Here is a 25,048-nt window from a genome sequence, read left to right on the forward strand (position 1 = left end):
CAGCCACGAAAGGCCACGCAGCAAAGTTCTGCCGCACACCCGACCGTAGGAGCTGCGTAAGCTGCGACCGCGAACCAACCCGTCGCGGCGAACCTGTCAGAACGCGGTCGCGACTCACGTCGCTCCTACAGTCGCGGCCACGCAGCCACGAAAGGCCACGCAGCAAAGTTCTGCCGCACACCCGACCGTAGGAGCTGCGTAAGCTGCGACCGCGAACCAAGCCGTCACAGCGAACTTGTCAGAACGCGGTCGCGACTCACGTCGCTCCTACAGTCGTGGCCACGCGGCCATAAAAGTCCATGCGGCAAAGTTCCGCCGCACACCCGACTGTAGGAGCTGCGCAAGCTGCGACCGCGAACCAACCCATCACGGCGAACCTGTCAGAACGCAGTCGCGACTCACGTCGCTCCTACAGTCGCGGCCACGCGGCCATAAAAGTCCATGCGGCAAAGTTCCGCCGAACATCCGACCGTAGGAGCTGCGTAAGCTGCGACCGCGAACCAAGCCGTCACAGCGAACTTGTCAGAACGCGGTCGCGACTCACGTCGCTCCTACAGTCGTGGCCACGCGGCCACGGAAGACCATGCGGCAAAGTTCTGCCGCACACCCGACTGTAGGAGTTGCGTAAGCTGCGACCGCGAACTAACCCGTCGCCGCGAACCTGTCAGAACGCAGTCGCGACTCACGTCGCTCCTACAGTCGCGGCCACGCGATCACGAAGGCGCGTACGGCAAATAACCGGCGTGACGACGCACGAGTCATCCGACCCCGGGTCGAACTCCAACAGCCATCAATCGACCGCAGCCACATCCTTGCGCGCCGCCCCGACCCGAATCGTCCAACTGCGCGAATGCACCAGCAGAGCGCCGGCCATCGCCGGTTTCACGAACGCGGTCTGGTCGGTCGCGCGCAGTTCCAGCGTGCGCGTCGCGGGCGTGGCGGCGTCCTGGCGGAAGTCGTAACTCGCCGCGGTCGCGCCCGAAATCGCCACGCCGTCGAGGTACCACTGCAAGGCAACCGTGCCGATGCTCGGCCGCAACACGGTCGCGGCGAAGCGCTTGGTGCTGCCGCGCGCGTACGCGACCGCCGTCGCGGGCGACGGCGATTCGGTGCCCGGCTCGATCAGGTCGATGCCGGCCGCGGGCGAGCCGAAGCCGCCGCGGTACAGCATGCGCACATACTCCTGCCGACACACCGGGCAGAAAGTGCTGCCCAGCGCGCGCATCAGGCAGCTGTTGTCGACCGGCCGGTACATGCCGGTGCTCTTATAGCGCGCACCTTCGAACAGACCGGTGCCGGCGGTGCCGTCCGGGGTCGGGATCGGCAGGCCCGCGGTGAACCAGCTGCGCCACTTCACCAGGCTGGCGTTGCTCTGGTTGGTCACGTTGGCCTCGCACAGCGCGCTGCCGCTGATGTCGCTGCAGGCCGGGAAACCGGGATACGCGCTTTCGTATTCGTCGGCCAGGCCGTGGAAGCTGTGGCCGAATTCGTGGATCGCGATCAGGGCCGCGCTGCTGTGCGCGGAGATCACCGCGAACGATCCGCCGGCGCCGCCGTAGACCGGGTCGTTGACCGTCACCAGGATCTTGTCCCAGTCCGGAAACCCGGCCGCCGCCGCCATCACCTTGGACGAGCGCGCGGTCAGCAAACGATGGATCTGGCTGGTGCAGAAGGTCGCATCCAATGCGGTGCTCACGAACTGGCCGGCGCGCGGATCGGTGCGCGCGGCGGTGTCGGCGCAGCAACTGGTGCCGGTGCAACCGGCCTGGTACGGCGGATGGTCGGCGCCGGACTGCGGCGACGCGACGAAGCCCGCCTGCCAGTTCACGAAGCTCTGGTAGTCCTTGTACGGACTGACGTTGAACATCGCGGTCTTCAGCGCGGCGACGTTGTTGTTGAAGGTGGTCTGCTCGGCGCTGGTGTAGCCGTCGCCGAGCACCAGGATGTCGAGCCGGTTGGCCGAGTTCGCGGCTTTGACTGCTGCGGACTGCGCGTCGGTCCTGGCATCGAACGACCACGGCGTGCTCGCACGCGCGGTCGCCGCCAGCGGCAACTGCGAAGAACGAATCGCCAGCTCGCGCAGGTCGATGCGCTGCGTGGACTTGGCCGCGCCGTTGCCGATCAGTTCGATTTCATCGGCCTCGTCCAGCGGCACGCGCACCACGAAGGCGCGATGTGGATCGGGCACCATCGGATGCGCGTCGATCGTGCCGTCGCCGTGTTCGGGATCGTGGGCGAACTCGGCGCGGATGAAGTTCGGCACCTGGGTTTCGTACAGTGCCGCGCTCTTGGCGCCATTGCGCGAGGCGCGATAAGCGATGCGCTGCACGCCGCGTTCGGCCTGACGCGCGCCCTGACGGTCGCGTTGCGGGTCCGACAATTGCACCTGGGTGTAGAACACCGGTTCGGCGCGGCCTTGCGCGTCCATCTCGAACACGACGTAGTGAGCGGGCACGGCGGCGTAGGCGCATGAGCTGGCCAACAACCACACGGCGGCGGTGCGCAACAAGGTGGAAGGTTTCATGGGCGGTCCCTGGACGGCGCGGTATCGGAAGACCCGGGCGAGCCCGGGCCGGCAGCGTCGAACGCCGATGCCACGATCGACACTGCGACGGTGGCTGCACGCTAGCGCGCGCGGCGCGGACCGATCCACGCACGGGTCGCACTATTCGGGTTCGCGGCGCACGGCGATCTGTGATGGGCGCTCAGGAATTCGCACAAAGCGACGCCGGGGGTGTCCAGCGGCGATGCGGACGGTTGTTCCGTGGACTTTTCCGCGACCGCGTTGATCGCTGCGATCGGACGATGGCGCTTGCACGCGGCGACGATCCAGTGCGAGTCGCCACGTTCCAGTTTTTGGTTTTCCGGCGCGATGGCGATGCCCTGCCACGACCAGCCGGAACGGGACATCTTGTTGAGCGTATGAATTCGGCGGCGATCGGCCATTCGACGGCCGCGGCGAAGAAACAGGCACGGCCTGACGGAACCACCGGACGGCGTCGGGCGGCCCGGCCGCGGGGCATCGATCTCGCCTCACCGCGACGCCCCCAGCCCCCACCCGGTGGCGGAATCCTTTCCGCCACGCGCGCCATCCCGGGCGCATCCCCGATTCCGATCGTCCGCCATCCATGGCGGTCGTTTCCCTGCGCGTCGCCTCCTGGCGAGCCTGATCGAATCGGGCGGGGGTTCCTGACTGGCGATCCTTGCCGTGTCGGTACGGATCTCGATCGCAAACGCCTCCGCCGACGAGGACGCTTGTCGCTTGCGATGCTTCCCTGATCCGGTTCCGACCTTGGGAGTCCCTTCCCTTTGCTGTGAACCATTATCGCGTCCGCACGTCGCACCCATTAAGAAACCAGCGTGCGAAGCGCGATTTCCCGCGTTTCCGCGAGGCGTGGAAGCAAGCTCGACCTCCGTGTCGGGTTTGCCGCCGCGTCATCCCACGCGACGTTTCCACGCCCATAGAATCGCCCGCGACGCGGCCCGGGTCAGTCGGGCGTCGGCGCGCGGACGGGTAGGATTTTTCCGCGTTCGCGCGGGTGCCCCCGGCTCAGGGCATGACCGGCGGGTGGTAGCTCAGGGTCAGGCCGAGCAGCCACAGCAGGCCCAGCACCAGCGGGATATGCACCAGCAACTGGATGAAGGTGAAGCCGACGATGTCGCGCGCCTTCAATCCGAGCACGCCGAGCAGCGGCAGCATCCAGAACGGGTTGATCAGGTTCGGCAAGGCCTCGGCCGCGTTGTAGACCTGCACCGCCCAGCCCAGATGCACTTGCAGATCGTTCGCGGCCTGCATCACGTACGGCGCCTCGATGATCCACTTGCCGCCGCCGGACGGCACGAAGAAACCGAGCACCGCCGAGTACACGCCCATGACCAGGGTGAAGGTCTCGGTGCTGGCGATATGCACGAACACGGTCGACAGATGATGCGCCAGGCTCTGCCCGTCGCCGCCCTTGGCCGCGGTCAACAGGCTGGCGATGCCGCCGTACAGCGGGAACTGGATCAGCACGCCGGTGGTACTCGGCACCGCGCGCGCGACCGCGTTGAGGAAGCTGCGCGGGCGCCAGTGCAGCAGCAGGCCCACGGTCAGGAACACGAAGTTGTAGGTGTTGAGATTGGCGATCGCGCTGACCGCGGGCTTGGCGGAGAACTCGTACACCAGCCAGCCCAGGCTCAGCGCCGCCAGCAGGATCGTGATCAGCGGGCTGTATTCCAGCCATTCGCCCGGACGCTGACGCGGCGGCAGGGTGGCGGCGTTCTTTTCTTCCGAGGCGAAGCGCTCGGCGCCGTCGAAATCGCGCGCGCGCCGCACCGACTCGCCGCGCGGCGCGGTCACGAAGCACACCGCCAGCGACACCGCGATCAGCGCCGCGGTCAACACGATCGACTGCCATAGCAGGATGGTTTCGCTGAAGGGGATCACTCCGGTGATCGCCAACAAACCCGGCGGCATGCTGGCGGGGTTGGCCTGCAACTGCGCGGCCGATGAGCTCAGGCCCATCGCCCACACCGCGCCCAGGCCGAGATAGGCCGCCGCGCCGGCGGCACGGTAGTCCATGTCCAGATCGTCGCGACGCGCCAGCGCGCGCACCAGCAGGCCGCCGAACACCAGCGAGAACCCCCAGCTCAGCAGCGAGGTCAGCATGCTGATCAGGCCGACGTAACAGATCGCGCCGCGGCCGCTGCGCGGGACTCGCGCGAGCGCATCGATGACCCGCGCGACCGCCGGCGCGGTGGCGACCACATAGCCGCCGATGACCACGAAGGCCATCTGCATGGTGAACGGGATCAGGCTCCAGTAGCCGTCGCCGAACGCGGTCGCGGTGGCGGTCGGGGTCGCGCCGAACGCGAGCGCGGCGAGCGCGACGATCACCACGCCGAGCGCTGCGAACACATACGCGTCGGGAAACCAGCGTTCGGCCCAGGCCGCGCTGCGCAGGGCGAATCGCGCGAGCGGGCCGTCGGCGGGGACGGAGGCGGCTGAGGTCATGACGGACTTCCTTCGACGAATCGCAACGGGGCCAGGCGATTGTCGAGGGGCGCGGGGTCGGGACCACTTGGACTTTAGTCGCAGGGTGTGGCGTGGCGGGAATCGGGAATCGGGAATCGGGAATCGGGAATCGGGAATCGGGAATCGGGAATCGGGAATCGGGAATCGGGAAGAGCGTAGCTCGCTATGACTGTTGTTTGCGCAAGTTATCCGAAGCAACACTTCTCCCAGACCGACTAACCCTACCTACCGGAAAGATGGCGCTTAAGGCTCTGGATTCCCGCCTTCGCGGGAATGACGTTCTGGAAGGATGCCGCTGAAGGCTCTTGGTTCCCGGCTCCACCGAAATCATTTCCTGATGGACACCACCGAAAGCCCTGAACGTTCGGCGCTACCCAGTCCAAGCAACCCTACGGCCGCTTCGGCACCGCAATCTCCGCCTTCGCCGCACGCCCCGAACCAATAACCGCCTCCGCGCGCAACTCAAAACTCGCATCCTTCGAATACAAGCCCGGCGTCGCCACCGCCGTCCACGCCGGGTAGTGGTCCTTGAAGAACTCGCGATGCACTTTCAATACCGGCGCAAGCCGGCGGCGGAACTGCTCGTGATCGCGGGCGACGTGGAAGCTCTGCAACTCCACCACATCGTCCAGGCTCGCCCCGGCCGCGCGCAGATGCGCCTGCAACTGCTGGAACAGCCAGCGCGCCTTGGCCTCGTCGTCGGCGCCCTCCAGCGCGGGAATGCCCGACACGATCACCCGCTCGCCGATCTTCACCACCGGCGAATAATGCAGATCGTGGTACGAGCCTTCCCAATCCTTCGGTGCGAAATGCTCGCGCGTCGGCGCGCTCGCCGATTGGGCGGACGCGGCGCCCGCGCAACACAAGGCGATGGGCAGGACGAACAGACGCAGACAATCGCGCATGGCAAGACTCGGTGACCACGGGAGCCGCCATTGCACGCCACCGCGGCCGCGCCGTCATTGCCCGCGATCGCGGTTTCGCCCGCCCTCACCCGCCGTCGTAGCCTCACCGGCCCCCTGCAGGAGCGGCGTAAGCCGCGACCGCGCCCCATCGACTACGACGCCATCACGCCAACACTGCGCGCCGGCAAACCCTTAACCCAATCGCGACAAACCCCAAAGCCCGCCACCCAAACCGGCGATCAGTAATCCCCAGGATTGGCGCTATACACCACCGGCACCGTAATCGTCGCCGAACCGCCCGGCAGTAGATCCACGGTCAAACTCACGGCGTTGCCTCCCGCCGCGCCACCGGACACCGCCCCGCACGCCGAACCGACGCTGGCGCTGCAACTCCACGCCCCGGTCAACGTGACCCCGGCCGGCAGCGGATCGTTGACCTGCGCGCCGACCACCGGGTCGGGACCGATATTGCGCACGGTCACCACATAGTTGCGGGTGGAGCCGGGCGTGTAACTGGCCTGGCCGCCGTCGTCCTTGCTGATCTGCAACGCGATCAACGCGGCGCGGTTGGTGATGGTGCAGGTCAGGTCGTTGCCGGCGTTCGGGGTCAGGCTCCAGTCGACCGGGCCGCTGCCGCTCGGCGCGCCCGGCGTGGGCACGGCGCCGCTGCTGCCGGCATTGGCGACGCACGCGACCGACTTGTGATAACGCGCGAACGGCGTGGCGCCGGCACTGAGCGCATCGCGCAAGGTGTAGGCAGTACCCGCGTTGACCGCGATCGCCCCGGTGCTGGCGCTGTTGCCGCTGCCGGACGTCGCCGCGCTGCCGAGCACGCTCGTGCCCTGCAACAGACTGACCGTGAACTGGTCGGCCGCATTGGCGCGCGCTGCGACCTGCTTGACCAGAGTGACGCGCGCCGTGGCCAGGGTCAGCGGGTGATCCTCGACCTCGCCGTCGTTGGCGGTGCCGATCGGCGTGGCGATCTGCGCCGCGTTGCCGGCGATGCGCAGCCGCATATAGCTCGGGCCGGACTGGACCGTGGCCGGCACCGTCCAGTTGAGCGCGACCGTGCCGGTGCCGGTGCAGGTCGGGCTGTTGCTGGAGACTTCGCCCACATCGTTGAAATCGCCGTCGCGGTTGAAGTCGATCCAGCCGCGCACCGTGCCCGGGCCGGTGCAGGCCACCGCCGGCGAGGTGTAGGTCTGGCCGGGCAAGGTCGCGATCGTGCCCAGGGGCGCGGCGAATGCATCCTCGTCGTCCGGCGTGCCGACCAGATCGTCGCCGTCGGCATTGGCCGAGAACGGCGTGTTGGCTTCCGAGTCCAGGGCAGCGCCCAGGCGCGTGCTCGGCGGCACCAGACTGGCGAGGGTGAAGCCGCTGGCGTTGATGTCGGTGGTCGCGCCCGGCGTCAGCGTGCCGCCGCTCCAGGTGAACTGCGACAGATGCACCGGCTCGCCATAACTGGCCGGCGCGTCGCCGCGATCGCTGGCGTCGACGATGAACACGCCCAGCGCGACCGCCGAACCGCCGCCGCCGCGGAACTCGACCGCCGCGCTGGTGGCGTTCTCCATGAACGCCACGCCCATCGGACCGCTGGCGCAGTTGGTCGAAGCGCCGAAGCGCAAGGTGCTGGACCCGGCGTTGTTGGTCAGCGTGGTCGGCGTGCCGGTGGTGCAACCGGCGGTGCGGAAGCGATCGATGATGCGCCAGGTGGTCGGCTGGCCGGCGTTGGTGGTGGCGATGGTGGCCTGCAGGTACTCGCTGCCCGCCGATTGCTCGGCGTCGGCCACCACCAGCCCGTCGAGCGCGAACGCCGGCGGATTGGTCTGGCCGGGCGCGCCGATCGTCGCCGAACAGGCGAAGTTGAAGTTCACCGTGGTCGCGTCGATGCGATTGCGCAGGCCGATGTCCATGGTGTTCGCGCCGCCGATGCCGCCGACGTTGTACAGATCGTCCAGGCCGTCGCCGCTCCAGCCGCCGGGCCGGTAGATCCGCAACGAGGGCGCGGCGCCGCCGCTGATGTTGCTGAGCGCGCAGGTGACCCGCAGCTCCTGCCCGGACACGTTGAACACGTTGGTCACCGACGTGCCGGCCTGCGGGATATTGGCCGCGTTGGTGCCCCAGTCGAACCACAGGATATTGGGCCGGAACCGCCCCGCCCCGCCGGTCGCGAACTGCGCCTGGGCCGACTGCGGCAACGCGATGGTCAAGCCGGCCAGCGCGATCAGGGCGAACAACGATAACGAGCGCGCGCCACGGCGCGGCGTGGGCGATACGGCGACTGCTGACATCAGGTGACCCCGGGTCGTGGACGGAATGCCCGCGCAGGACCCAAGCCCTGCGCGAACCGCGACCCGGCCATTGCCGCCGGGCCATCTATGCACCGGAAGTGTGCCAAAACCGTTAGCGAATCTTGACTACGCCAGATTCACATGGCGCCTTGTTCAGCCTCAGCCGCCGGCCGCGTGGGCGCGCACCAGATAGTCGGTCACCAGGCCGGCGAAAATCGTCAGCCCGACCCAATGGTTGTGCAGGAACGCGCGGAACAGCGGCTCGCGCTCGCGATGGCGCGCGATCACGAACTCGTACACCACCAACGCCGCCGCCACCGCCAGCCCGGCGTAGTACCAGCCCCCGAGTTCGGCGCGCTGCCCGACCAGGTACAGGGTCCAGAACATCAGCGCGTACAACACCCCTATCGCGACCAGATCCATGTCGCCGAACAGAATCGCGGTCGACTTGGAGCCCATCTTCAGATCGTCCTCGCGATCGACCATGGCGTACCACGTGTCGTACGCGGTCGACCACAGGATGTTGGCCGCATACAGCAGCCAGCCCAGCGCCGGCACCTCGCCGCGCACCGCCGCGAACGCCATCGGGATGCCCCAGCCGAACGCCATGCCCAGATAGACCTGCGGCAGATAGGTATAGCGCTTGAGGTAGGGATAACTGGCCGCCAGCACCACGCCGACGACACTCATCGCGATGGTCAGCCGGTTCATCGTCAGCACCAGCGCGAACGCCACCAGCATCAGCGCCGCGAACACCGCCAGCGCCTCGCGCCCGCGCACCTCGCCGGTCGCCAGCGGCCGGTGCTTGGTGCGTTCGACATGCGGATCCAGCCAACGATCGGCGTAATCGTTGATCACGCAACCGGCCGCCCGGGTCAGCCAGACCCCGGCGCTGAACACGAACCAGGTCCACAGCGGCGGCACGCCCTCGGCGGCGATCCACAGCCCCCACCAGGTCGGCCACAGCAGCAACAGCCAGCCGATCGGCCGATCGCCGCGGGTCAGTTTCCAGTACAGCGACAAGCGACGGCGCCAGTCCGGCGCGGGGATGGGGGAATGAGCGTGTTCCATAGGCGCCTAGAATAACGTGCGGCCCGAACCCTCAGGCTTGGCGATGCTTGGTGATGCTTGGTCCGCCCCATCCGCCCAGGCCTGTCCGGCCCCCGCATCCCGGCGAGCGTGCCCCGGCGTTTGGCTCCGCGATCGCCCGATCGCCCGATCGCGCCGGACCATCACCCAAACCGCCGGATTCCGTTAGAATGCCCGGCCGCACGACGATCTGCTCCGTGCGCACCGACAACGCGCCTGTAGCTCAGCCGGATAGAGTAGTGGCTTCCGAAGCCATTGGTCGGGGGTTCGAATCCCTCCAGGCGCGCCAAACTTCCCGTTCCAACTTTTTCTACGCCTCGTCGCAACGACGAGTAGGCCTTATTTCCGAGGCTTTTGGCGTTTTCCATTGGCCGGCGGGTTATCCACAGAGTGCCTGTTTGGCGATTTTTTCGCCTCTCTCCAGGACGTTTTCTCCAGGCCTTTGGTCGGCCGACCATTGCTCACCTTTGAAAATCAGGCACTTACGAAGGTCGGTTTTTTCGATCTTTTGAGGCCGAGGCACCATCAAACCACTTGATCCGACCATTGCCGTCGCCCCAGATACGCATAGCGCTTCTCAAACGGTCGGAAGCGTCAGGCTGGTCGGGACCGAAGAATTCTGATTCGGTTGTCTCCGGTAGCTACGCCTCATGAGCGACACTTGGCAACGGCGTCCTCGAACCCTTAAGCACGTCGTAGTGGCAGCCGAGGCCTCGGTAGGTTCCAGGCTTCAATCGTGCTCGCTTTAAGCAGTGCTGCGCCGCTAGCATTTGGATTGAAAACGATAGGGCTGGCGTCTTGGCGCCCTAGGGGTCTTTGGGTTAGATACGAGCTTGTCACGCGCGCTTTTTTGCCATCAACACCTTCATGGACTGATTAGGTGCTTAACGCTTTCCACGTCTCTGCGTCTCTGCGGCTTAGTTGCGCCCTCGGTCTCGCTTGGCCAGTCGCGATGTATGCCCTATTCCTCGCGATAGCCTGGTTCCCCACCGATCCGAACTCGGCCGCTGGCGAACTATCGTGGATTGACCCGAGCATCGCTACGGTCGTAGCCGCCGTGGCGACGACTCATATGCTGCTGATAGCAGCTCCGCAGTTTGGGCGTATGAGTAGAAGGACGCGCATAGCAACCATGATGCCAATAGTTTCGGTACTTGCCTCAGCTGCAATCACCTAGGTTCGCGCCTGACGAATTACTGGCGCCTTCCTCCCGCCGACGCCGCTTCGCGGCCCGGCCTAATTCAGGCGCTATACGTCCATGAAACTATTCGGCACGATCTGGTTTTATATTCTCGCCCTCGGCGTCGCAGCCTACGCTGTCTTCGCCTATGGCTTGATGCCGTTGGGATCACTTGTTCATCCCGACATGAAGCTCAACTTCCTTGCTCATAGGGCAGGCATTTATACGCACGTGTTTGCGTCTGTCGTTGCTCTCTCGCTCAGCCCATTTCAGTTCTCCAGTCGGCTTCGGAGCAATCGTCCTCGGTTGCATCGCGTCATTGGCCGCACCTATCTCGGCATTGGCGTTGCTCTGGGCGGTCTGTCTGGCTTGTACATGTCGGCATTTGCCTTCGGCGGCCCAGTCGCAAAGCTTGGGTTTGCCTGCCTTGCGGTTTGCTGGTTACTAACGGGCTTGCGCGCTTTCCAGGCAATCCGGATGGGCAACGTACAAGAGCACCGCAAATGGGTCGTTCGCAATGTCTCGTTGACACTTGCCGCCGTTACCTTGCGTATCTACTTGCCATCCTCAATGATCGCCGGCATTCCATTCGAGCTTGCTTATCCTGTCGTTGCGTGGCTCTGCTGGGTGCCAAACTTGTTCGTCGCGGAGCTGGTTTTCATCGGGATGTACAACAATTCACTCAAGCCGAAGCCGCTTCGCGGGTCGGTTTAATTCAGGCGTTAGGCGGCGCACATGAACTTCAGCGATCTTGAGAAGACAGCACTAGAGCTAAACGAGCTTTACGAACGGCTAGAGACCAAGAGGTATGGCCGCATCTGGACCACGCAAGAACTTGCGCTTGGTTTCATGGGGGACGTGGGCGACTTGGCAAAACTGATCCAGGCACACGCCGGCGTCCGAACTATCGATGAATGTAAGGCGAAACTTGGCCATGAATTATCAGACTGTTTGTGGTCGATTCTAGTCCTGGCAAACAAGTGCGAAATTGATCTAGAGGCTGAATTTGTCAAGAACACCAGAGAGATATCCGAATATGTGTCTAGCGAACTCGGCAAGTAGGCGGGTGCCGCCTAACAATTCACTCAAGCCGAACCCATTTCGCGGGTCGGCTTAATTCAGGCGTTAGACCCCTCCGCCACTCCAATGAGACTGAAAGATATGAGCCGTACTATGCGCACCGTTGCCGTCCTCGGCCTCATGTTGGTAGCGGCGCCACTGCTTGCGCAGAACTCTACGGAACCAGCCGAGGTGACAGAGCTCCCCGATGCTGCGTTGCCGCCTGACTTGGATCGAGTGCTTCGGGACTATGAGCGCGCTTGGCGCGCGGGTGACGCGAAGGGCATCGCCTCGCTATTCACCGAGGATGGGACCTTGCTGCAAAACTACCGTCCTCCAATCCGTGGACGCCCGGCTATCCAGGCGGTCTATGAGGGCGAACGGGGCAGTCCATTACGGCTACGCGCGCTCGCTTATGCGACCGGAGACACGATTGGCTACATCGTCGGTGGATACCGTTACGGCGACGCAGCGCACGATATAGGAAAGTTCACTATCACTCTGCAGCGTGAACGCGGCAAGCCTTGGCTGATTTCCTCGGACATGGACAGTATGAACGCTTCGCCGAAACCACGGCGGACACCGGATACGCCGGCGCCAACCAATACCCCGCCCGCTCCTCGCTAAGGGCGGGGGTCTAACAATTCATTCAAGCCGAAGCCGCTTCGCGGCTCGGCCAGGAAATAGATTCTGCGTCGGCGCTGCTTGACGACTTTTTTTGGCTTATTGAACTGACTCGAAGGGCTGAAAATAAAAACGGTCTATTGGCCGACAGCTTGTTTTTCTCGCATTCCGCTCATGTCAGAACCGAGCGGAAGCTCAGCTTCAATCTTGTCTTGCGTGCGAACGTTTCGAGCCAATTCCGCTTGAATCCATCGCGCGATGTCGATGGACGAAATCGGAGTCTTGTAGACCGTGACTTCAGCCAACACGTTGCGGAATATCCAGTACACCAGATAGGGCGGCGTCTCCGGCGATCGTAACGACACTGTTCCCAGGTCGGCGGGACCCGGCACATCATTGATTGTCATCGTGTTCACGGCGTTGGCCTTATTTAAAAGATCCTCTGCCGCCAAATTTCTACGTGGGTCGTATACGCTCAAGACGATGCGCACCTGCTGTTCGCCTAGCTCAAACGTCGTGCTGATGTAATGCACGCCACTGGCTGTCATCGAGTCGCGAACGGTCTTGGACCATGATCGCAGTTGTGGAGGACTATCCATAGCCGCCGGATCGAGGACCACGTGCTCCGAGGTGTTTTCGTAACCGATTTTTCTATCGAAATCTATTCGTTCCTTGAACGAGGCGATCCTGGGGTGGGGCGGCGCTTGCCGCACTGGTTCGCCGGCACGGGAGGCCGACGAGATGCTCATTGCCGCGACGGCCAGGGCCAGCAAAAAAATGCGCACTTCATGTGTGTATCCCGATGCGGCCGAAGAACTGGTCATGACCAACAGATCCATGTGGCGACGATGAGGCTGATCATGCCGGTTGGGTCGGGGTCGGGGTCGGGGTCGGGGTCGGGGTCGGACAAGGATGGCACCGGCTGGGGATATGCAGCGTGCTCGTCGGCGGAACAGGGATCAGAGTGGAATTTCAAAAGCTCGCCCCCAGACCGCGTCATAGCGGTCGAGGCTTTCAAGCCGGAGCCGCTTCGCGGCTCGGCTTAACTCCGGCGTTAGCGCGCAAGGGCAGATATGTCATTGGTCACTGAAAATCTAAGTACTGGCGACAGTCTTTATCATTTCTCCAGTGATCTAGTATGCCGCCTTCCTCCAGCGGCAACCAGTCGATCTGGTTCTTGAACACTGCCGTGGGGCTGCCATGCCGCTCGGGGCTCACCCAGACATGACCTTCGGACCATTGCGACCACTCGCGAAGCTGCTGAACTTTCGGATGGTCTGCGCCCACGCTGTCCAGCAGCGGCAAATCATGCGGATCGAACATCCGCGTCTCTGCGCCGAATAATTGCAGAATCCGCTCGGCTTCCAGCGCCAGCTTGCGACTGAAGGATTGCTGACGCAGAAGTTATCCGTGCATGGTCAACATGCATAATCAAGATCAAGCAATGCACAAATACAAAGAGCGGGGCATGAGCGCAGACTTTCGGCTATATTCACGCCCGCTTGCCGCACTGTTACGGGGCGGCCTAATTCAAACGCCAGAACTTATCGGAAATCTTTATGACGCAAATAACCCAAGCGCGACAACCTGTATTTGCACCTGAAGTGGGTGCGCGAAACATGCAAATGTTAGCGACCCTCATTTTCACCGCACTCGCCCTTCCACTCACAGCAGAAGCTTGTCCGATAGGCATGGAGCCCAACGGGGTCATCTGCGTTGCGCCGCAAGGCTACAGCGCGGACGATTGGATCCGTGAACAGTATGAATATATAGATTCGCTAGGCCCTAAGAACCCCACGCCAACGCGCTCCCTGAGTCCAGAAGAAGTAGAAGATCTGAAAAAACTTGAAGCCGAAAAAGAAGAAAGAGATTTGAAAATGGCTAAAGAACTTGCTCAAGGTGTATGGTTTTCCGATCCGACACCTGCAGCTGAAGGCAAGCTCTGCGGTGCTACGTTTGCCAAAATGACACGCGAAGACAATGGGAAAAGCGGAGGCATGGTCAGCATTTTGGGTGTTCAAGACCCCAACAAAGAAGCGTGGCTGATTTTTTACGGCACAGGGCTGCCCAAGCCAAAGAAAGTTAAAAAAATACGAATCACCCTGCAGCAAGATGAAGGCCCTGCTCAAGATGTTCAGGCGGTCAACTACCGATACATAGGTGCGATGGGTGTGGTTGCGTTTGCGGGACCTGGGCTGGCGACAGCACTGAACGGCATGCATGACAAGCAAAGCTTTAGGTTGTCGCTTGATGGCAAATTGGTAATGGCGATACAGTGGGCAAACGCCGCGCCGATGATTGAGGAACTTAAACAGTGCGCAAAGTAGCGCGCCCACAAAACACGGCGAGAACTTTCGAAGGCGTGCCCTTGATGCGTCACAGCGGAGTATTTTCTCAAACCGAAGCCGCTTCGCGGCTCGACCCAAGCATAAGCGCTCATAACCGAGAACCTTCAGATGAATAACCTTGCTGATGTCGTGCTTGAGTACTACTGGTTTCTTAACTTCTGTTCTGACGATGAGTTGGAGCCGGATACAGCCGTAAAGATGATGGAAAACCTTGCTCACCTAATTGAGAACGACTTCTCGGCCCCCGAGAAGGTTGCTTTGCAAGAGGCGGCAAAAAGATCATTGGCGTTCATCCTTCGTGAGCCGGACGAGCATGGATACACCCCAAGAGGACTGGTTACGCCAGAGCAGAAAGAATTTCTTCAGGCCATTATTGATGGTCACTTTTCAGGCCCACCCATTGATGAGGATTGAATTGCCGAGAGGTAAGTGGCCAGCTCGGGGTAGTATTCTGGCGGGCTGAAGCCGCTTCGCGGCTCGGTTTGAGTCGATCGCCCACTCATGGAGGAGGTATGGTCCAGAACTTCACCAAGGACCAGAAGATCCAAGAGATCGCAGAGGCCTACTCGATGGATGCCATCGACTTCGCCCGCGATCACTTCAAAATTGAACTTGACTGGCGTGACGGGAGCGTCGCCCATATCGAGACCATGCTTAGCTTGTTTCATGATCAGCTCGCCAAAGCCAATCCGAGCGATGAACAAATCTTTGGTTTTTCAAAGATATTTGGCAGCTACGTCGGAGAAGTCTTTCGGCGCAACCATGGCGCGACATGGGGGCTCGTAGACCTCGGCGGAGAGTCCTTTCCGTGCCTCGAAACAGGCGGGGCCTCCTGGCTCTTCCGGCCATGGGACCGAACTCACCGTCGCATACTTAATGGTCCGCAAGACAATGTGTGGGATTACTATCAAGCTCTTGTCACAAGGGATGGCGGCAATGGCGCTGCTCCGACATCCATAACGCCCATGGTGCAGAAAAAGTCATGGTTGGGTCGTTTGCGTGGGGCCTAGTATTCATTCACGCCGAAGCCGCTTCGCGGCTCACCTGGCACAGGAGCTGACTGACATTGAAGACAATCGCTCAAACAATGATTGTACTGTCTCTGTTCGCAATGCTACCGACGGCTCATGCCGCCGCGCCGATGGAACTATGCAAACTGCTGCGTAACTTCGCCGAGTCTATATCGCCGAATTCGGAGCAGGAATTTACTTACCGCATCTGCTGGGGCGAGAACTTCAAAGACTCGGACGAACCAGTGCTTGGTGCTAAGCGCTGCGAGCACAATGGCTATGGGCCTGCCAGGAATATTTGTAGCTATCTGATGGAGCATGGGTCAATCGAGTCCGCTGGGGTTATCGTTATGCATGCGGTTTCTTGCCTGACGAGAAAGAGTCGTTTCGACCCGTCGCTGAGGATCCATAGTGCGAACTTATCTTTCAGTTACGGCGGCAGAAACCGCGGAGCGCTGATAGATTTAGTATACGAGGAAGATAAAAAGATCGGCGGCAAGGCCCTTCGGTTGGTAGCCACCGGTTACTGAACCTCTGTAAATCGAGCCGAAGCAGCTTCGCGGCTCGGCTTAAAGGACTCTGCGTCAACCCTGCTTGATGACTCTTTTTTTGTTCTTCTCCCAACTGAGCCAGTCTTGCGCGCAGTCGGCCTGGCTAATCCAGGTGTCAGGAAGTCAGTGACGCTCCGGCCGTACTTCGTCTTCTTGGCCAGCCATCGCGGCATCCGCCCACGACCCGACGACCTCAAGTTTTGGGTGGCGCTGATTTATGGGGATGTGACACCGCGGCTTTATGTAAAAGCCGCTTACACAGTCGGTAAGTCTCGCGGCTCAAGCCGGCAGGCCTCGAAGATGGCACCTCCTCATTCAATTGGAGATGCAAATTGGCTAGTTCATCCGAGAAGCATTGGTTCAACGCGAAGGGTTTGGACCGCAATGGCGGCGGCCATGACTTTGCGGTCTCAAAGAAAGGCCGATCGATCTACATCCAGGAGGTCGGCGGCAAGCGCCACCTCTGTCACCCATCGGTTGGCGGTATCGAATCGGTCCGACGCGAGATCGCGCTCGTCTTCCGCGTCGAGGTGAGCAAGATCGATAAGTAAGTCGTGCTGATGGTGACGTGCTCCGGGGTCATCCTTCACCCCTAGCCGAGCACATGTGCTCGGCGGAGAAGCTTTTGGAAACTGATTTCCAAGACATCTGAACTGCGCTCTGTCGGAAGTTGTGCCGGACAGCAGCTATTGGCCGGCACTTCATCAATCACAGGAGTCGGAGTGAAGAAGATCTATCAGCGCATCAAAAGTCGTTTTGCCGATTGGCACCGGGAGCGGCGCATCAAGGAGATAGCAGAGGAGATCATTGCGCTACGAGACAGAGGGGCGACCGATCAAGCCAGGGTGGCACTGGAGAAGCTGGGAGCAGAGATCGAAGCACGCTCCGCACTGCAGCTGGTTCGAGTAGAGCGGCGGCGGAATCTGAGGTGACAGTCAATGTCGATAACTAGAAGGTCAATCTTTTAGTTCAATGTACTTGACGCCCTCGGTCCGATTCGGCGCGCCGAATGGGATGGTCGAGCTGCAGATGCCATTGCCGTAGACGAGAATTTGCTTGCCAGTGCTTTTCGCTGCGAGTGCCAGGGAAATCATGTCCTGCTCGGCGAACGTCGGATTGTCGCCACGAAACAGCGCGTAGACCATCGAAGATCCGTTGTACGGACATCCGCTGATTTGACCCGGCACGAAGGCTCCGCCCTCAAGGACGATGAATACGACGGCCTTGTTCGTAGACACTCCTGCGATCAAGCTTTTTACGTATCCCTGGTAAACGCCCGACACACCTGCATGGGTCGGGGCATTCCAAAGCAACAGAACAGTTGAAAGTACGGCGATCGCAATGGCTTTCATGTGACAGTCCTTTGATCTGATGTGGAGTGCAAGGTGGCGTATTCAGCCCTGCCCAGTTGTGCTTTCAATTTTCTACGAAAAAAGTAGCTCTAAGCGGTCACGGCAGTGGCGTGCTTTGAGCATGGTCGTCCGCAATGCCGCGCGGCAAGGCCGCCACAACCGCGCCCCGCCAGGTCGTGCCCCACGTTGGCGCACACCATCCGGCCAGAAATCGCGGGCCCTTCCTTGACAAAACCTGAAGCTGCGGGCCATGCCGCAAAATCCCGCTAGCGTCACGGGTGCGAACTAGGTTTGCATTATTTTGGTTCGCACTCGTGATGCGTGGTTCGCATCAAATGCTGGAAGAGGTCGCGCTCGCCAGGTTGGAGGCGGCGGGGAAGAGCGAGCTTTCGCATTGATTTCTCCGGAAACCCTGGTCCAACAAAGCCTCCAGTGGCTGCTCATGGCGAACTCCTCAGTCGATGACTGAACGGAGCAGATCAACGCACTCTACGGCCAGATTCATCGATCACGACTTCGCCGTCTTCCTTGATGAAAGGCTGAGTGATTAACGGCAACAGATCGAGAACAACCTCGGAGGGTCGGCACAGGCGCACACCCATCGGGGTTTCGACCAAGGGCCGGTTGATCAAGAGCGGCTCGCGCATCATCGCGTCAAGCAACGTCTCATCAGACAGTTCCGGGTTGTCGAGACCCAGCTCTTGATAAGGCGTGCCTTTCTCTCGCAATACTTCGCGAACCGTGAGCCCCGCATCCCGAATGAGCCCGATCAGGCGCTCGCGCGACGGCGGGTGTTGCAGGTACTCGATCACCTGTGGTTCGACACCGGCGTGGCGAATCAGCGCGAGCGTATTGCGCGAGGTGCCGCAGGCGGGGTTGTGATAGATGGTCACGTCCATGCTTCATTCCTAGAGTGGTGAGTGCGCTTCAGGCAGTCGCCTTGGCACTGGATTCTTCCGTCACAGGTACCGCTCCAGTGATGGCGGTCAGTGGGGGCGCGGCGCCGGATGCGGCGGCGAGCGCCGCCGCTTCCTGGCTGCCTTTGCGTTCGCTGTAGCGACTGGTCAGGTAGTCGCTGCGGTCGCGGATCATGAGCGTGAATTTGACCAGCTCTTCCATGACATCGACGACCCGCTCGTAATAGGCCGAAGGCTTCATACGCCCGTGCTCATCGAACTCCTGCCAAGCTTTGGCCACCGACGATTGGTTGGGGATGGTGACCATGCGCATCCAGCGACCCAGCAGGCGCAGCGCATTGACCACGTTGAACGACTGCGAACCACCACAGACCTGCATAACCGCCAATGTCCGCCCCTGGGTCGGCCGCATGCCGCCTTCCTCCAGCGGCAGCCAGTCGATCTGGTTCTTGAACACTGCCGTGGGGCTGCCATGCCGCTCGGGACTCACCCAGACATGACCTTCGGACCATTGCGACCATTCGCGAAGCTGCTGAACCTTCGGATGGTCTGCGCCCACGCTGTCCAGCAGCGGCAAATCATGCGGATCGAACACCCGCGTCTGTGCACCGAACAATTGCAGGATGCGTTCGGCTTCCAATGCCAACTTGCGACTAAAGGACTGCGGACGCAGCGAACCGTACAAGATCAAGATGCGCGGCGGGTGCGCCGATCCCTCCAAAGAGAGCTTTTCCAGGGTGGGGTAATCGATCGCATCGACGGACAGGTTGGGAAGGTCAGGCAGGCTCATCGTGTTCGCAGTCTCTTGGAGGCAGTGGTCAGCAGCCGCAACCGATGGCGTTGGTCGCCGCAGATTGCGGTCCCGAGCCCGTGGTTGAGGTAGCAGCGGTGGGCGAGCAAGCGAAAAGACCGTAATGGGTCCGTCCGTTGCCCAGCACGTCAAAGAATTCGGCGTAGCGGCTGAGCGTCAGCATCTCGGCCGTGTTGCGGCAGACCGGAACGATCCGCCCGGTCTCGAAACGGTGCCCCGTATCCAGCTCAAAGCGATGGGCATGGTCGGGCAGCGTGCCGCGATAGACGGCCGCCTGACCGTAGTCCTCGCAGCGATCTTCGAGTTCGAGCTTGAAGATCCGCAACGTCATCGAGTACAGCGTGGCGCCGGCGAGCCGCGCCTCGATCTGCGGATTGGCGATATTTTTGATGGCACTGGAGATAACGCGAACATCGTTGCAACCGATTTGACGCATCAAGCGAACGAAGTCCTCGTAGTACTGCACGTCTCCGATGCACTCGCCGACCAATTGACTGTCGTACTTAAGTTCCTCCGGCAAGCGGCGGTCGGAGAAGATATCGGCGAAGTAGAGTTCGCCGCCAGGTTTCAGCAGGCGCATCATCCCTTCCAGCACCTTCGTCTTGGCCTCGGACAGGTTGATGACGCAGTTGGAGACGATGATGTCGAAGCTTTCGTCGGCGAGTCCGATTTCTTCCAACGACTCGATGCGGCCCTGGTGGAATTCGACATTAGCCTGGGCATAGCCGAAAGCATCGCGGTGGAAGTCGATATGGCGATTGGCGGTTTCGATTTGTTCCGCGGTCGCATCCACGCCGACCACATAGCCCGACGGTCCCACTAGCCGCGATAGCACGAAGCAGTCGCGTCCCGAGCCGCAGCCGATGTCGAGTACGCGAGCACCGGTGACGTGAGCGGGGAACGGCGAGCCGCAGCCGTAAAAGCGGGCCAGGACTTCCGGGTGGATCATTTTCAGCACGTCCTGTACGTGCTGGGGCGGCGCCGCATCGACCGTGCAGACGTTCGTCACCAGATCGTCTTTGCTCGATAGCGTCTTGCCGTAGTAGTCCTGTACTTGCTCCAGGCGTGCGTCATGCGTCGTGCTCAGATTGCTCATCGCAGTCTCCTTGAAGGGGCGTCCATGAAAATTTCCACATTTCTGCAAATGTGGATCTTTAAGCTAGGACGGGCACATGACATCGACATAACCGCGATCTTTCCGTCTCCGAGACTGGGCCCAGGAGCCCAGTTGACATCAAGTTCCTTTCGTCTATTCTAGAAACATGGAAATACAAAACGCAACTACCGCGCTTTCGGCCCTGGGACACACGACCCGCCTGGCGATCTTTCGTTTACTGGTCGAGGCCGGCCGGGAGGGACGCATGGCCGGCGACATCGCCGAGGCGCTGTCACTCCCCGGCGCGACCGCCTCGTTCCATTTCAAGGAACTCAGTGCCGCAGGCCTGATTCATGGGCAATCCAGGGGGCGCTTCATTTGTTACACGGCGAACTTCGACGCCATGACCGGGTTGATCGAGTTCCTGACCCGTAACTGCTGCGGTGGCGATGCGTCGCAATGCGCGCCGGCGGTGTGTGCCCCGACGCCTGTTCCGGCGAAGGTCGTCAAGCGCAGGGGGGCGATCGCGCAATGAATGCGGTGGCCGAAACGCCCGCCGATCAGCCCCTGTCCCGCCGGATGGGCTCGTTCGAGCGCAATCTCACCTGGTGGGTGCTCGCTTGCATCGTCGTCGGCACCGGTCTGGGCTATCTCTTTCCGGGACTGTTCGCCACGCTGGGCGCGGCCGAGATCGCCAAGGTCAATCTGCCGGTGGCGGTGCTGATCTGGCTGATGATCATCCCGATGCTGCTGAAGATCGACTACGCCGCGATGGGACAGGTGAAACGGCATTGGCGCGGTATCGGCGTCACCTTGTTCGTCAACTGGGCGGTCAAGCCGTTTTCGATGGCGCTGCTTGCCTGGATATTCATCCGCCACGTGTTCGCCGACTATTTACCGGCCGAGCAACTTGATTCTTATGTCGCAGGGCTAATCCTGCTGGCGGCAGCTCCGTGCACGGCAATGGTCTTCGTGTGGAGCAACCTGTGCGATGGCGACCCGGAATTCACCCTCAGTCAGGTCGCGCTCAACGATTTGATCATGGTGATTGCGTTCGCACCGATCGTGGGACTGCTGCTGGGGATTTCCTCGATCACGGTGCCTTGGTCGACGTTGATGCTCTCGGTGGGCCTGTACATCGTGGTCCCCGTGCTGATCGCAGCGATCCTGCGCAAGGCGGTGCTGGCACGAGGCGGTGAAGCGGCATTGCAGGCATTGCTTGGCCGCCTCGGACCGATTTCGCTCGCCTCGTTGCTGCTGATGCTGGTGCTGCTGTTCGGTTTCCAGGGCAAACAGATCGTCGCGCAGCCGGCGATCATCGCGATGCTCGCGGTGCCGATCCTGATCCAGGTCTATTTCAACTCCGGGGTCTCTTATTGGCTCAACCGCAAGCTCGGGGTCGCCCATCGCGTGGCAGGCCCGTCAGCGCTGATCGGCGCCAGCAACTTCTTCGAACTCGCCGTCGCCGCGGCCGTAGGCATCTTCGGTGTGCATTCCGGTGCCGCGCTGGCGACGGTGGTGGGTGTCCTGGTCGAAGTGCCGGTGATGCTGTCGGTGGTGCGTATCGTCAACTCATCCAAGGGCTGGTACGGCGCGCGCGCCTGATCCGCAAGGCCCCTCTCCCGGAGTAGTGAATGAACGGCCAGTACAACGTCTTGTTTCTATGCACGGGCAACTCCGCCCGCAGCATTCTCGCCGAAGCCTTGGCAAATCAACTCGGCAACGGCCGCCTGCATGCATTCAGCGCGGGAAGCCACCCGCGAGGTGAGGTCCATCGCGTTGCGCTGGAGGTAATGAACAAGGCGGGGTTGCCGACGGCCCAATTGCGCAGCAAGCCGTGGGATGAGTTCTCCGCCCCCGGCGCGCCGCAGATGGACTTGATAATCACCGTATGCGATCGGGCCGCGGGCGAGAGCTGTCCGGTTTGGCCGGGACAGCCGGTCACCGCGCATTGGGGAATCGAAGATCCAGCCGATGCCACCGGAACGCCTGAGCAGATCCAGAAGGCGTTTACGAATGCGATGTTGCTCCTGCAACACCGTATCTCCCTTCTGCTGGCGTTGAAGACCGAAGCGTTGGATCGCCTGGTGCTTCAAGCGAAAATCCGCGAGATCGGGCAGCAATCCTGAGTTCCTGTCGTCGTGCGCATGCACGGCGATCTACCCACGTATCGAGCGGCATCTCACACCATGACCATCCGTGTTGGCATCAATGGCTTCGGCCGTATGGGCCGCCTGACGCTGCGCGCAGCGTGGGGCAGCACCGATCTTTCTTTCGTCCGGATCAATGACCCCGCCGGTGATCCCACCACGTTGGCGCATCTGATGATGTTCGATTCCGTGCATGGCCGCTGGGATCGCGAGGTGGTCACCGATGGCGATGCATTGGTCATCGACGGCGTGCGGATTCCTGTGACTCGCAACAAAGACCTCTCCGCGACGGATTGGTCAGGCTGCGATGTGGTGATCGAGGCCTCGGGCAAGTTTCGTAAGCCTGACGTGCTCCAGCCCTACTTGGATCAGGGGGTGAAACGTGTCGTGGTCACCGCGCCGATCAAAGCTGCCGGCACGTTGGACATCGTCATGGGGGTCAACCACGGCCGTTTTGATCCCACGCAGCACCGCATCGTCTCGGCGGCATCCTGCACGACGAACTGCTTTGCTCCGGTGGTGAAGGTCATTCACGAGAACATCGGAATCCGGCACGGCAGTCTCACCACGATCCACAGTCTGACTAATACCCAGGTCATCGTGGATGCACCGCACAAAGACTTGCGGCGTGCGCGATCCTGCGGCAGCAGTTTGATTCCAACCTCGACGGGCTCGGCTACGGCCATCGCTGAAATATTTCCGGAGCTGCGCGGCCGGCTGGACGGTCATGCGGTGCGCGTTCCTCTGACCAATGCCTCGTTGACCGACTGCGTGTTCGAGGTCGAGCGCCCGACCACGGTGGAAGAAGTAGACCAATTGCTCAAGACGGCGGCCGAAGGCAGTCTGAAGGACATCCTGGGCTACGAGGAACGGCCCTTGGTCTCCATCGACTACCAGACCGATCCGCGCTCAAGCATCGTTGATGCCCTGTCTACGCGGGTCATCAACGGCACGCAGGTCAAGATCTATGCCTGGTACGACAACGAATGGGGCTACGTGAACCGTACAGCCGAACTGGTGCGATTTGTCGGTCGGGCGGGCCGTTGATTCCATGCTTCAGCGGCTCTCGCCCCAGGTGCGCCAATACCTGCTGATCACCGGCAACTACTGGGCATTCACGCTGACCGATGGCGCCTTGCGCATGTTGGTCGTGCTGCACTTTCATCAACTGGGTTACAGCCCGCTGCAAGTAGCGATGCTGTTTGTGTTCTACGAGATCTTTGGTGTCGTCACCAACTTGGTCGGTGGCTGGCTGGGCGCGCGCATCGGCCTGAACAGGACGATGAACATCGGGTTGGCTCTGCAGGTCATAGCGTTATCGATGCTGCTTGTGCCCGCCGCGTGGCTGACCGTTGTGTGGGTGATGGCGGCGCAGGCGATGTCGGGCATTGCGAAAGACCTCAATAAGATGAGCGCCAAGAGCAGTATCAAGCTGCTCGTCCCCGGCGATCAGCAGGGAGCGCTTTACCGGTGGGTGGCCGCGTTAACCGGCTCCAAGAACGCCCTGAAGGGCGTGGGCTTCTTCCTGGGCGGCGCGCTGCTGACGGTGCTCGGATTCGCGCCTGCCGTCGCCATTCTGTCGTCGCTGCTGTTGATTGTCTGGTTGTCGAGCCTGGCTCTATTGAAGCGCGACCTGGGCAAGGCGAAAGCCAAGCCAAAGTTTCGGGACATATTCTCCAAAAGCCGAGCCATCAATCTGCTGTCCGCGGCACGGCTGTTCTTGTTCGGCGCCCGCGACGTATGGTTCGTAGTCGCTTTGCCTGTGTTCCTCTCGGACGTATTGGGCTGGGATTTTTGGCAGGTGGGCGGATTTCTTGCCGCGTGGGTGATCGGATACGGCGTAGTCCAGTCGATTGCACCGTACTTCACTGGAAAGCGTGGCGGGCGTGTTCCCGACGGCCGAGCGGCATTGATCTGGGCGTGCGCGTTGGCGGTGATCCCTGCCGTCATGGCTTGGCTGCTGCACATGGGCCATTGCGCGCAAGTGGTGGTGATTGCCGGGCTGACCGTCTTTGGTGTTTTGTTTGCTATCAACTCGTCGCTGCACAGCTACCTGATAGTCAGTTACGCCGCGGAGGACGGCGTGTCGTTGGATGTAGGGTTCTATTACATGGCTAACGCACTGGGCCGACTGCTAGGAACACTGTTGTCGGGCTGGGTATATCAGGTCGCGGGCATTGGCGTTTGTCTGGCGATCTCATCGTTGCTGGTCGTGTTAGCCGCTGTCGTCTCGGTTCAGTTACCCAGACACATTACGAGCTAGTGACTCGGCACGCTTCTCTTGTATTAGAAGCGGGCCCCCGATGTTGCCGTTAGTACCAATGCGGCGAGTGGGACCTATTCTTGACCTGATCCAGCTCGTGACACAGCCCTGGAACTGGCGGACTTTCTGTTTGTGGGATTCTTGACTGCCCTTTTGGCTGTCTTCGGCACATTGTGCTGCTCCACCAACTCGTGAACCTTGGCCTTGCTCAGACCACGAATCAACGCAATCTTGTCGAGGAATTCCTGGCGAGGACGGGTCTGGGTTTGTTCCCAGTCATATAGTGCTTGCGAACTGGCGCCGAGCAACGGTGCGAATGCATCGCGCGACAATCCTAGTCGCTCCCGCAATTTTCGCAGAAGTGCGCCGGAGTACCGTGACGTCCTGC

General features: G+C 61.5%; 27 protein-coding genes, 1 tRNA gene and 1 pseudogene. 15 read left to right on the forward strand and 14 right to left on the reverse strand.

Translation table 11 applies throughout. The features are described 5' to 3' along the window. Positions 1-790: 790 nt before the first annotated feature. The 6 genes from AC3A4T_RS18695 to ubiA all read right to left on the reverse strand — a co-directional run bounded on the left by AC3A4T_RS18695 (position 791) and on the right by ubiA (position 9,281). Complete coding sequence (locus AC3A4T_RS18695) at positions 791-2,524, reverse strand: M64 family metallopeptidase (RefSeq protein ID WP_487676737.1); 1,734 nt, start codon at positions 2,522-2,524, stop codon at positions 791-793. 101 nt (positions 2,525-2,625) lie between these two features. Further along, complete coding sequence (locus AC3A4T_RS18700; protein WP_487676738.1) at positions 2,626-2,946, reverse strand: hypothetical protein; 321 nt, start codon at positions 2,944-2,946, stop codon at positions 2,626-2,628. Between the two features lie 604 nt (positions 2,947-3,550). Next, complete coding sequence (locus tag AC3A4T_RS18705; protein ID WP_487676739.1) at positions 3,551-4,993, reverse strand: short-chain fatty acid transporter; 1,443 nt, start codon at positions 4,991-4,993, stop codon at positions 3,551-3,553. Positions 4,994-5,403: 410 nt separating this feature from the next. Beyond that, positions 5,404-5,919 (reverse strand): Rid family hydrolase, encoded by a 516-nt coding sequence (locus tag AC3A4T_RS18710; RefSeq protein ID WP_487676740.1) that lies wholly within the window; start codon positions 5,917-5,919, stop codon positions 5,404-5,406. Positions 5,920-6,158: 239 nt separating this feature from the next. Next, on the reverse strand, positions 6,159-8,210 hold the full coding sequence (locus AC3A4T_RS18715; protein ID WP_487676741.1) for a CshA/CshB family fibrillar adhesin-related protein: 2,052 nt from the start codon (positions 8,208-8,210) through the stop codon (positions 6,159-6,161). A 159-nt stretch (positions 8,211-8,369) separates the two neighbouring features. Then, the gene (gene ubiA, locus AC3A4T_RS18720; protein WP_487676742.1) at positions 8,370-9,281 is read right to left on the reverse strand and encodes a 4-hydroxybenzoate octaprenyltransferase; all 912 of its coding nucleotides are present in this window, start codon (positions 9,279-9,281) and stop codon (positions 8,370-8,372) included. A gap of 230 nt (positions 9,282-9,511) precedes the next feature. Here ubiA and AC3A4T_RS18725 point away from each other — a divergent pair. From AC3A4T_RS18725 to AC3A4T_RS18740, 4 genes are all read left to right on the forward strand, one after another. Then, a tRNA-Arg gene (locus AC3A4T_RS18725) sits at positions 9,512-9,588 on the forward strand. Between the two features lie 969 nt (positions 9,589-10,557). Further along, on the forward strand, positions 10,558-11,193 hold the full coding sequence (locus tag AC3A4T_RS18730) for a DUF2306 domain-containing protein (RefSeq protein WP_487676743.1): 636 nt from the start codon (positions 10,558-10,560) through the stop codon (positions 11,191-11,193). A 21-nt stretch (positions 11,194-11,214) separates the two neighbouring features. After that, positions 11,215-11,541: a nucleoside triphosphate pyrophosphohydrolase family protein gene (locus tag AC3A4T_RS18735; protein ID WP_487676744.1), complete on the forward strand. Its 327-nt coding sequence runs from the start codon at positions 11,215-11,217 to the stop codon at positions 11,539-11,541. A gap of 99 nt (positions 11,542-11,640) precedes the next feature. Beyond that, positions 11,641-12,165, forward strand: coding sequence for a YybH family protein (locus AC3A4T_RS18740; protein ID WP_487676745.1), 525 nt, complete (start codon positions 11,641-11,643; stop codon positions 12,163-12,165). A 134-nt stretch (positions 12,166-12,299) separates the two neighbouring features. Here the strand turns inward: AC3A4T_RS18740 and AC3A4T_RS18745 are convergent, their stop codons facing one another. Together AC3A4T_RS18745 and AC3A4T_RS18750 are read right to left on the reverse strand one after the other, a co-directional pair. Further along, a complete protein-coding gene (locus AC3A4T_RS18745; protein ID WP_487676746.1) occupies positions 12,300-12,986 on the reverse strand; it encodes a hypothetical protein in 687 nt (228 codons plus the stop codon). A gap of 313 nt (positions 12,987-13,299) precedes the next feature. After that, positions 13,300-13,563: pseudogene (locus AC3A4T_RS18750) on the reverse strand (NAD(P)H-dependent oxidoreductase); the annotation flags it as partial. Positions 13,564-13,721: 158 nt separating this feature from the next. Between AC3A4T_RS18750 and AC3A4T_RS18755 the strand changes: the two are divergent. From AC3A4T_RS18755 to AC3A4T_RS18770, 4 genes are all read left to right on the forward strand, one after another. Beyond that, a complete protein-coding gene (locus AC3A4T_RS18755; protein ID WP_487676747.1) occupies positions 13,722-14,489 on the forward strand; it encodes a hypothetical protein in 768 nt (255 codons plus the stop codon). Positions 14,490-14,618: 129 nt separating this feature from the next. Continuing rightward, positions 14,619-14,924, forward strand: coding sequence for a hypothetical protein (locus AC3A4T_RS18760; RefSeq protein WP_487676748.1), 306 nt, complete (start codon positions 14,619-14,621; stop codon positions 14,922-14,924). 98 nt (positions 14,925-15,022) lie between these two features. Beyond that, the gene (locus tag AC3A4T_RS18765) at positions 15,023-15,520 is read left to right on the forward strand and encodes a hypothetical protein (protein ID WP_487676749.1); all 498 of its coding nucleotides are present in this window, start codon (positions 15,023-15,025) and stop codon (positions 15,518-15,520) included. A 56-nt stretch (positions 15,521-15,576) separates the two neighbouring features. Next, positions 15,577-16,050, forward strand: a complete 474-nt coding sequence (locus tag AC3A4T_RS18770) for a hypothetical protein (protein ID WP_487676750.1) — start codon at positions 15,577-15,579, stop codon at positions 16,048-16,050. Here the strand turns inward: AC3A4T_RS18770 and AC3A4T_RS18775 are convergent. Beyond that, complete coding sequence (locus AC3A4T_RS18775) at positions 16,044-16,268, reverse strand: H-NS family nucleoid-associated regulatory protein (protein ID WP_487676751.1); 225 nt, start codon at positions 16,266-16,268, stop codon at positions 16,044-16,046. The genes AC3A4T_RS18770 and AC3A4T_RS18775 overlap by 7 nt on opposite strands. Before the next feature lie 135 nt (positions 16,269-16,403). Here AC3A4T_RS18775 and AC3A4T_RS18780 point away from each other — a divergent pair, with 135 nt between their 5' ends. Next, entirely contained in the window at positions 16,404-16,622 is a 219-nt protein-coding gene (locus tag AC3A4T_RS18780; RefSeq protein WP_487676752.1) for a hypothetical protein, read from the forward strand. 171 nt (positions 16,623-16,793) lie between these two features. Further along, positions 16,794-17,003, forward strand: coding sequence for a hypothetical protein (locus AC3A4T_RS18785; RefSeq protein WP_487676753.1), 210 nt, complete (start codon positions 16,794-16,796; stop codon positions 17,001-17,003). A gap of 24 nt (positions 17,004-17,027) precedes the next feature. On the opposite strand, the gene AC3A4T_RS18790 is transcribed toward AC3A4T_RS18785, so the two are convergent. The 4 genes from AC3A4T_RS18790 to AC3A4T_RS18805 form a co-directional block, all read right to left on the reverse strand. Then, positions 17,028-17,423: a hypothetical protein gene (locus AC3A4T_RS18790; protein WP_487676754.1), complete on the reverse strand. Its 396-nt coding sequence runs from the start codon at positions 17,421-17,423 to the stop codon at positions 17,028-17,030. 479 nt (positions 17,424-17,902) lie between these two features. Continuing rightward, complete coding sequence (gene arsC, locus AC3A4T_RS18795) at positions 17,903-18,322, reverse strand: arsenate reductase (glutaredoxin) (RefSeq protein WP_487676755.1); 420 nt, start codon at positions 18,320-18,322, stop codon at positions 17,903-17,905. A 28-nt stretch (positions 18,323-18,350) separates the two neighbouring features. Beyond that, the gene (arsH, locus tag AC3A4T_RS18800) at positions 18,351-19,130 is read right to left on the reverse strand and encodes an arsenical resistance protein ArsH (protein ID WP_487676756.1); all 780 of its coding nucleotides are present in this window, start codon (positions 19,128-19,130) and stop codon (positions 18,351-18,353) included. A 28-nt stretch (positions 19,131-19,158) separates the two neighbouring features. Continuing rightward, positions 19,159-20,247, reverse strand: a complete 1,089-nt coding sequence (locus AC3A4T_RS18805; RefSeq protein WP_487676757.1) for a methyltransferase domain-containing protein — start codon at positions 20,245-20,247, stop codon at positions 19,159-19,161. A 166-nt stretch (positions 20,248-20,413) separates the two neighbouring features. On the opposite strand from AC3A4T_RS18805, the gene AC3A4T_RS18810 reads away from it, so the two are divergent. From AC3A4T_RS18810 to arsJ, 5 genes are read left to right on the forward strand one after another with little or no spacing between them, the layout of a single operon-like run. Beyond that, entirely contained in the window at positions 20,414-20,782 is a 369-nt protein-coding gene (locus AC3A4T_RS18810; RefSeq protein WP_487676758.1) for an ArsR/SmtB family transcription factor, read from the forward strand. 44 nt (positions 20,783-20,826) lie between these two features. Next, positions 20,827-21,852, forward strand: a complete 1,026-nt coding sequence (gene arsB / locus AC3A4T_RS18815; RefSeq protein ID WP_487676875.1) for an ACR3 family arsenite efflux transporter — start codon at positions 20,827-20,829, stop codon at positions 21,850-21,852. A 29-nt stretch (positions 21,853-21,881) separates the two neighbouring features. Continuing rightward, positions 21,882-22,376 carry an arsenate reductase ArsC gene (locus tag AC3A4T_RS18820; protein WP_487676759.1) on the forward strand — a complete coding sequence of 165 codons (495 nt, stop codon included), beginning with the start codon at positions 21,882-21,884 and terminating at the stop codon, positions 22,374-22,376. 60 nt (positions 22,377-22,436) lie between these two features. After that, a complete protein-coding gene (locus tag AC3A4T_RS18825; RefSeq protein WP_487676760.1) occupies positions 22,437-23,444 on the forward strand; it encodes an ArsJ-associated glyceraldehyde-3-phosphate dehydrogenase in 1,008 nt (335 codons plus the stop codon). A 4-nt stretch (positions 23,445-23,448) separates the two neighbouring features. Next, a complete protein-coding gene (arsJ, locus tag AC3A4T_RS18830; protein WP_487676761.1) occupies positions 23,449-24,660 on the forward strand; it encodes an organoarsenical effux MFS transporter ArsJ in 1,212 nt (403 codons plus the stop codon). 74 nt (positions 24,661-24,734) lie between these two features. Here the strand turns inward: arsJ and AC3A4T_RS18835 are convergent, their stop codons facing one another. Further along, the gene (locus AC3A4T_RS18835) at positions 24,735-25,019 is read right to left on the reverse strand and encodes a helix-turn-helix domain-containing protein (RefSeq protein WP_487676876.1); all 285 of its coding nucleotides are present in this window, start codon (positions 25,017-25,019) and stop codon (positions 24,735-24,737) included. Positions 25,020-25,048 lie beyond the last annotated feature (29 nt).

This window comes from Lysobacter sp. Soil_N_51 (assembly GCF_057655755.1).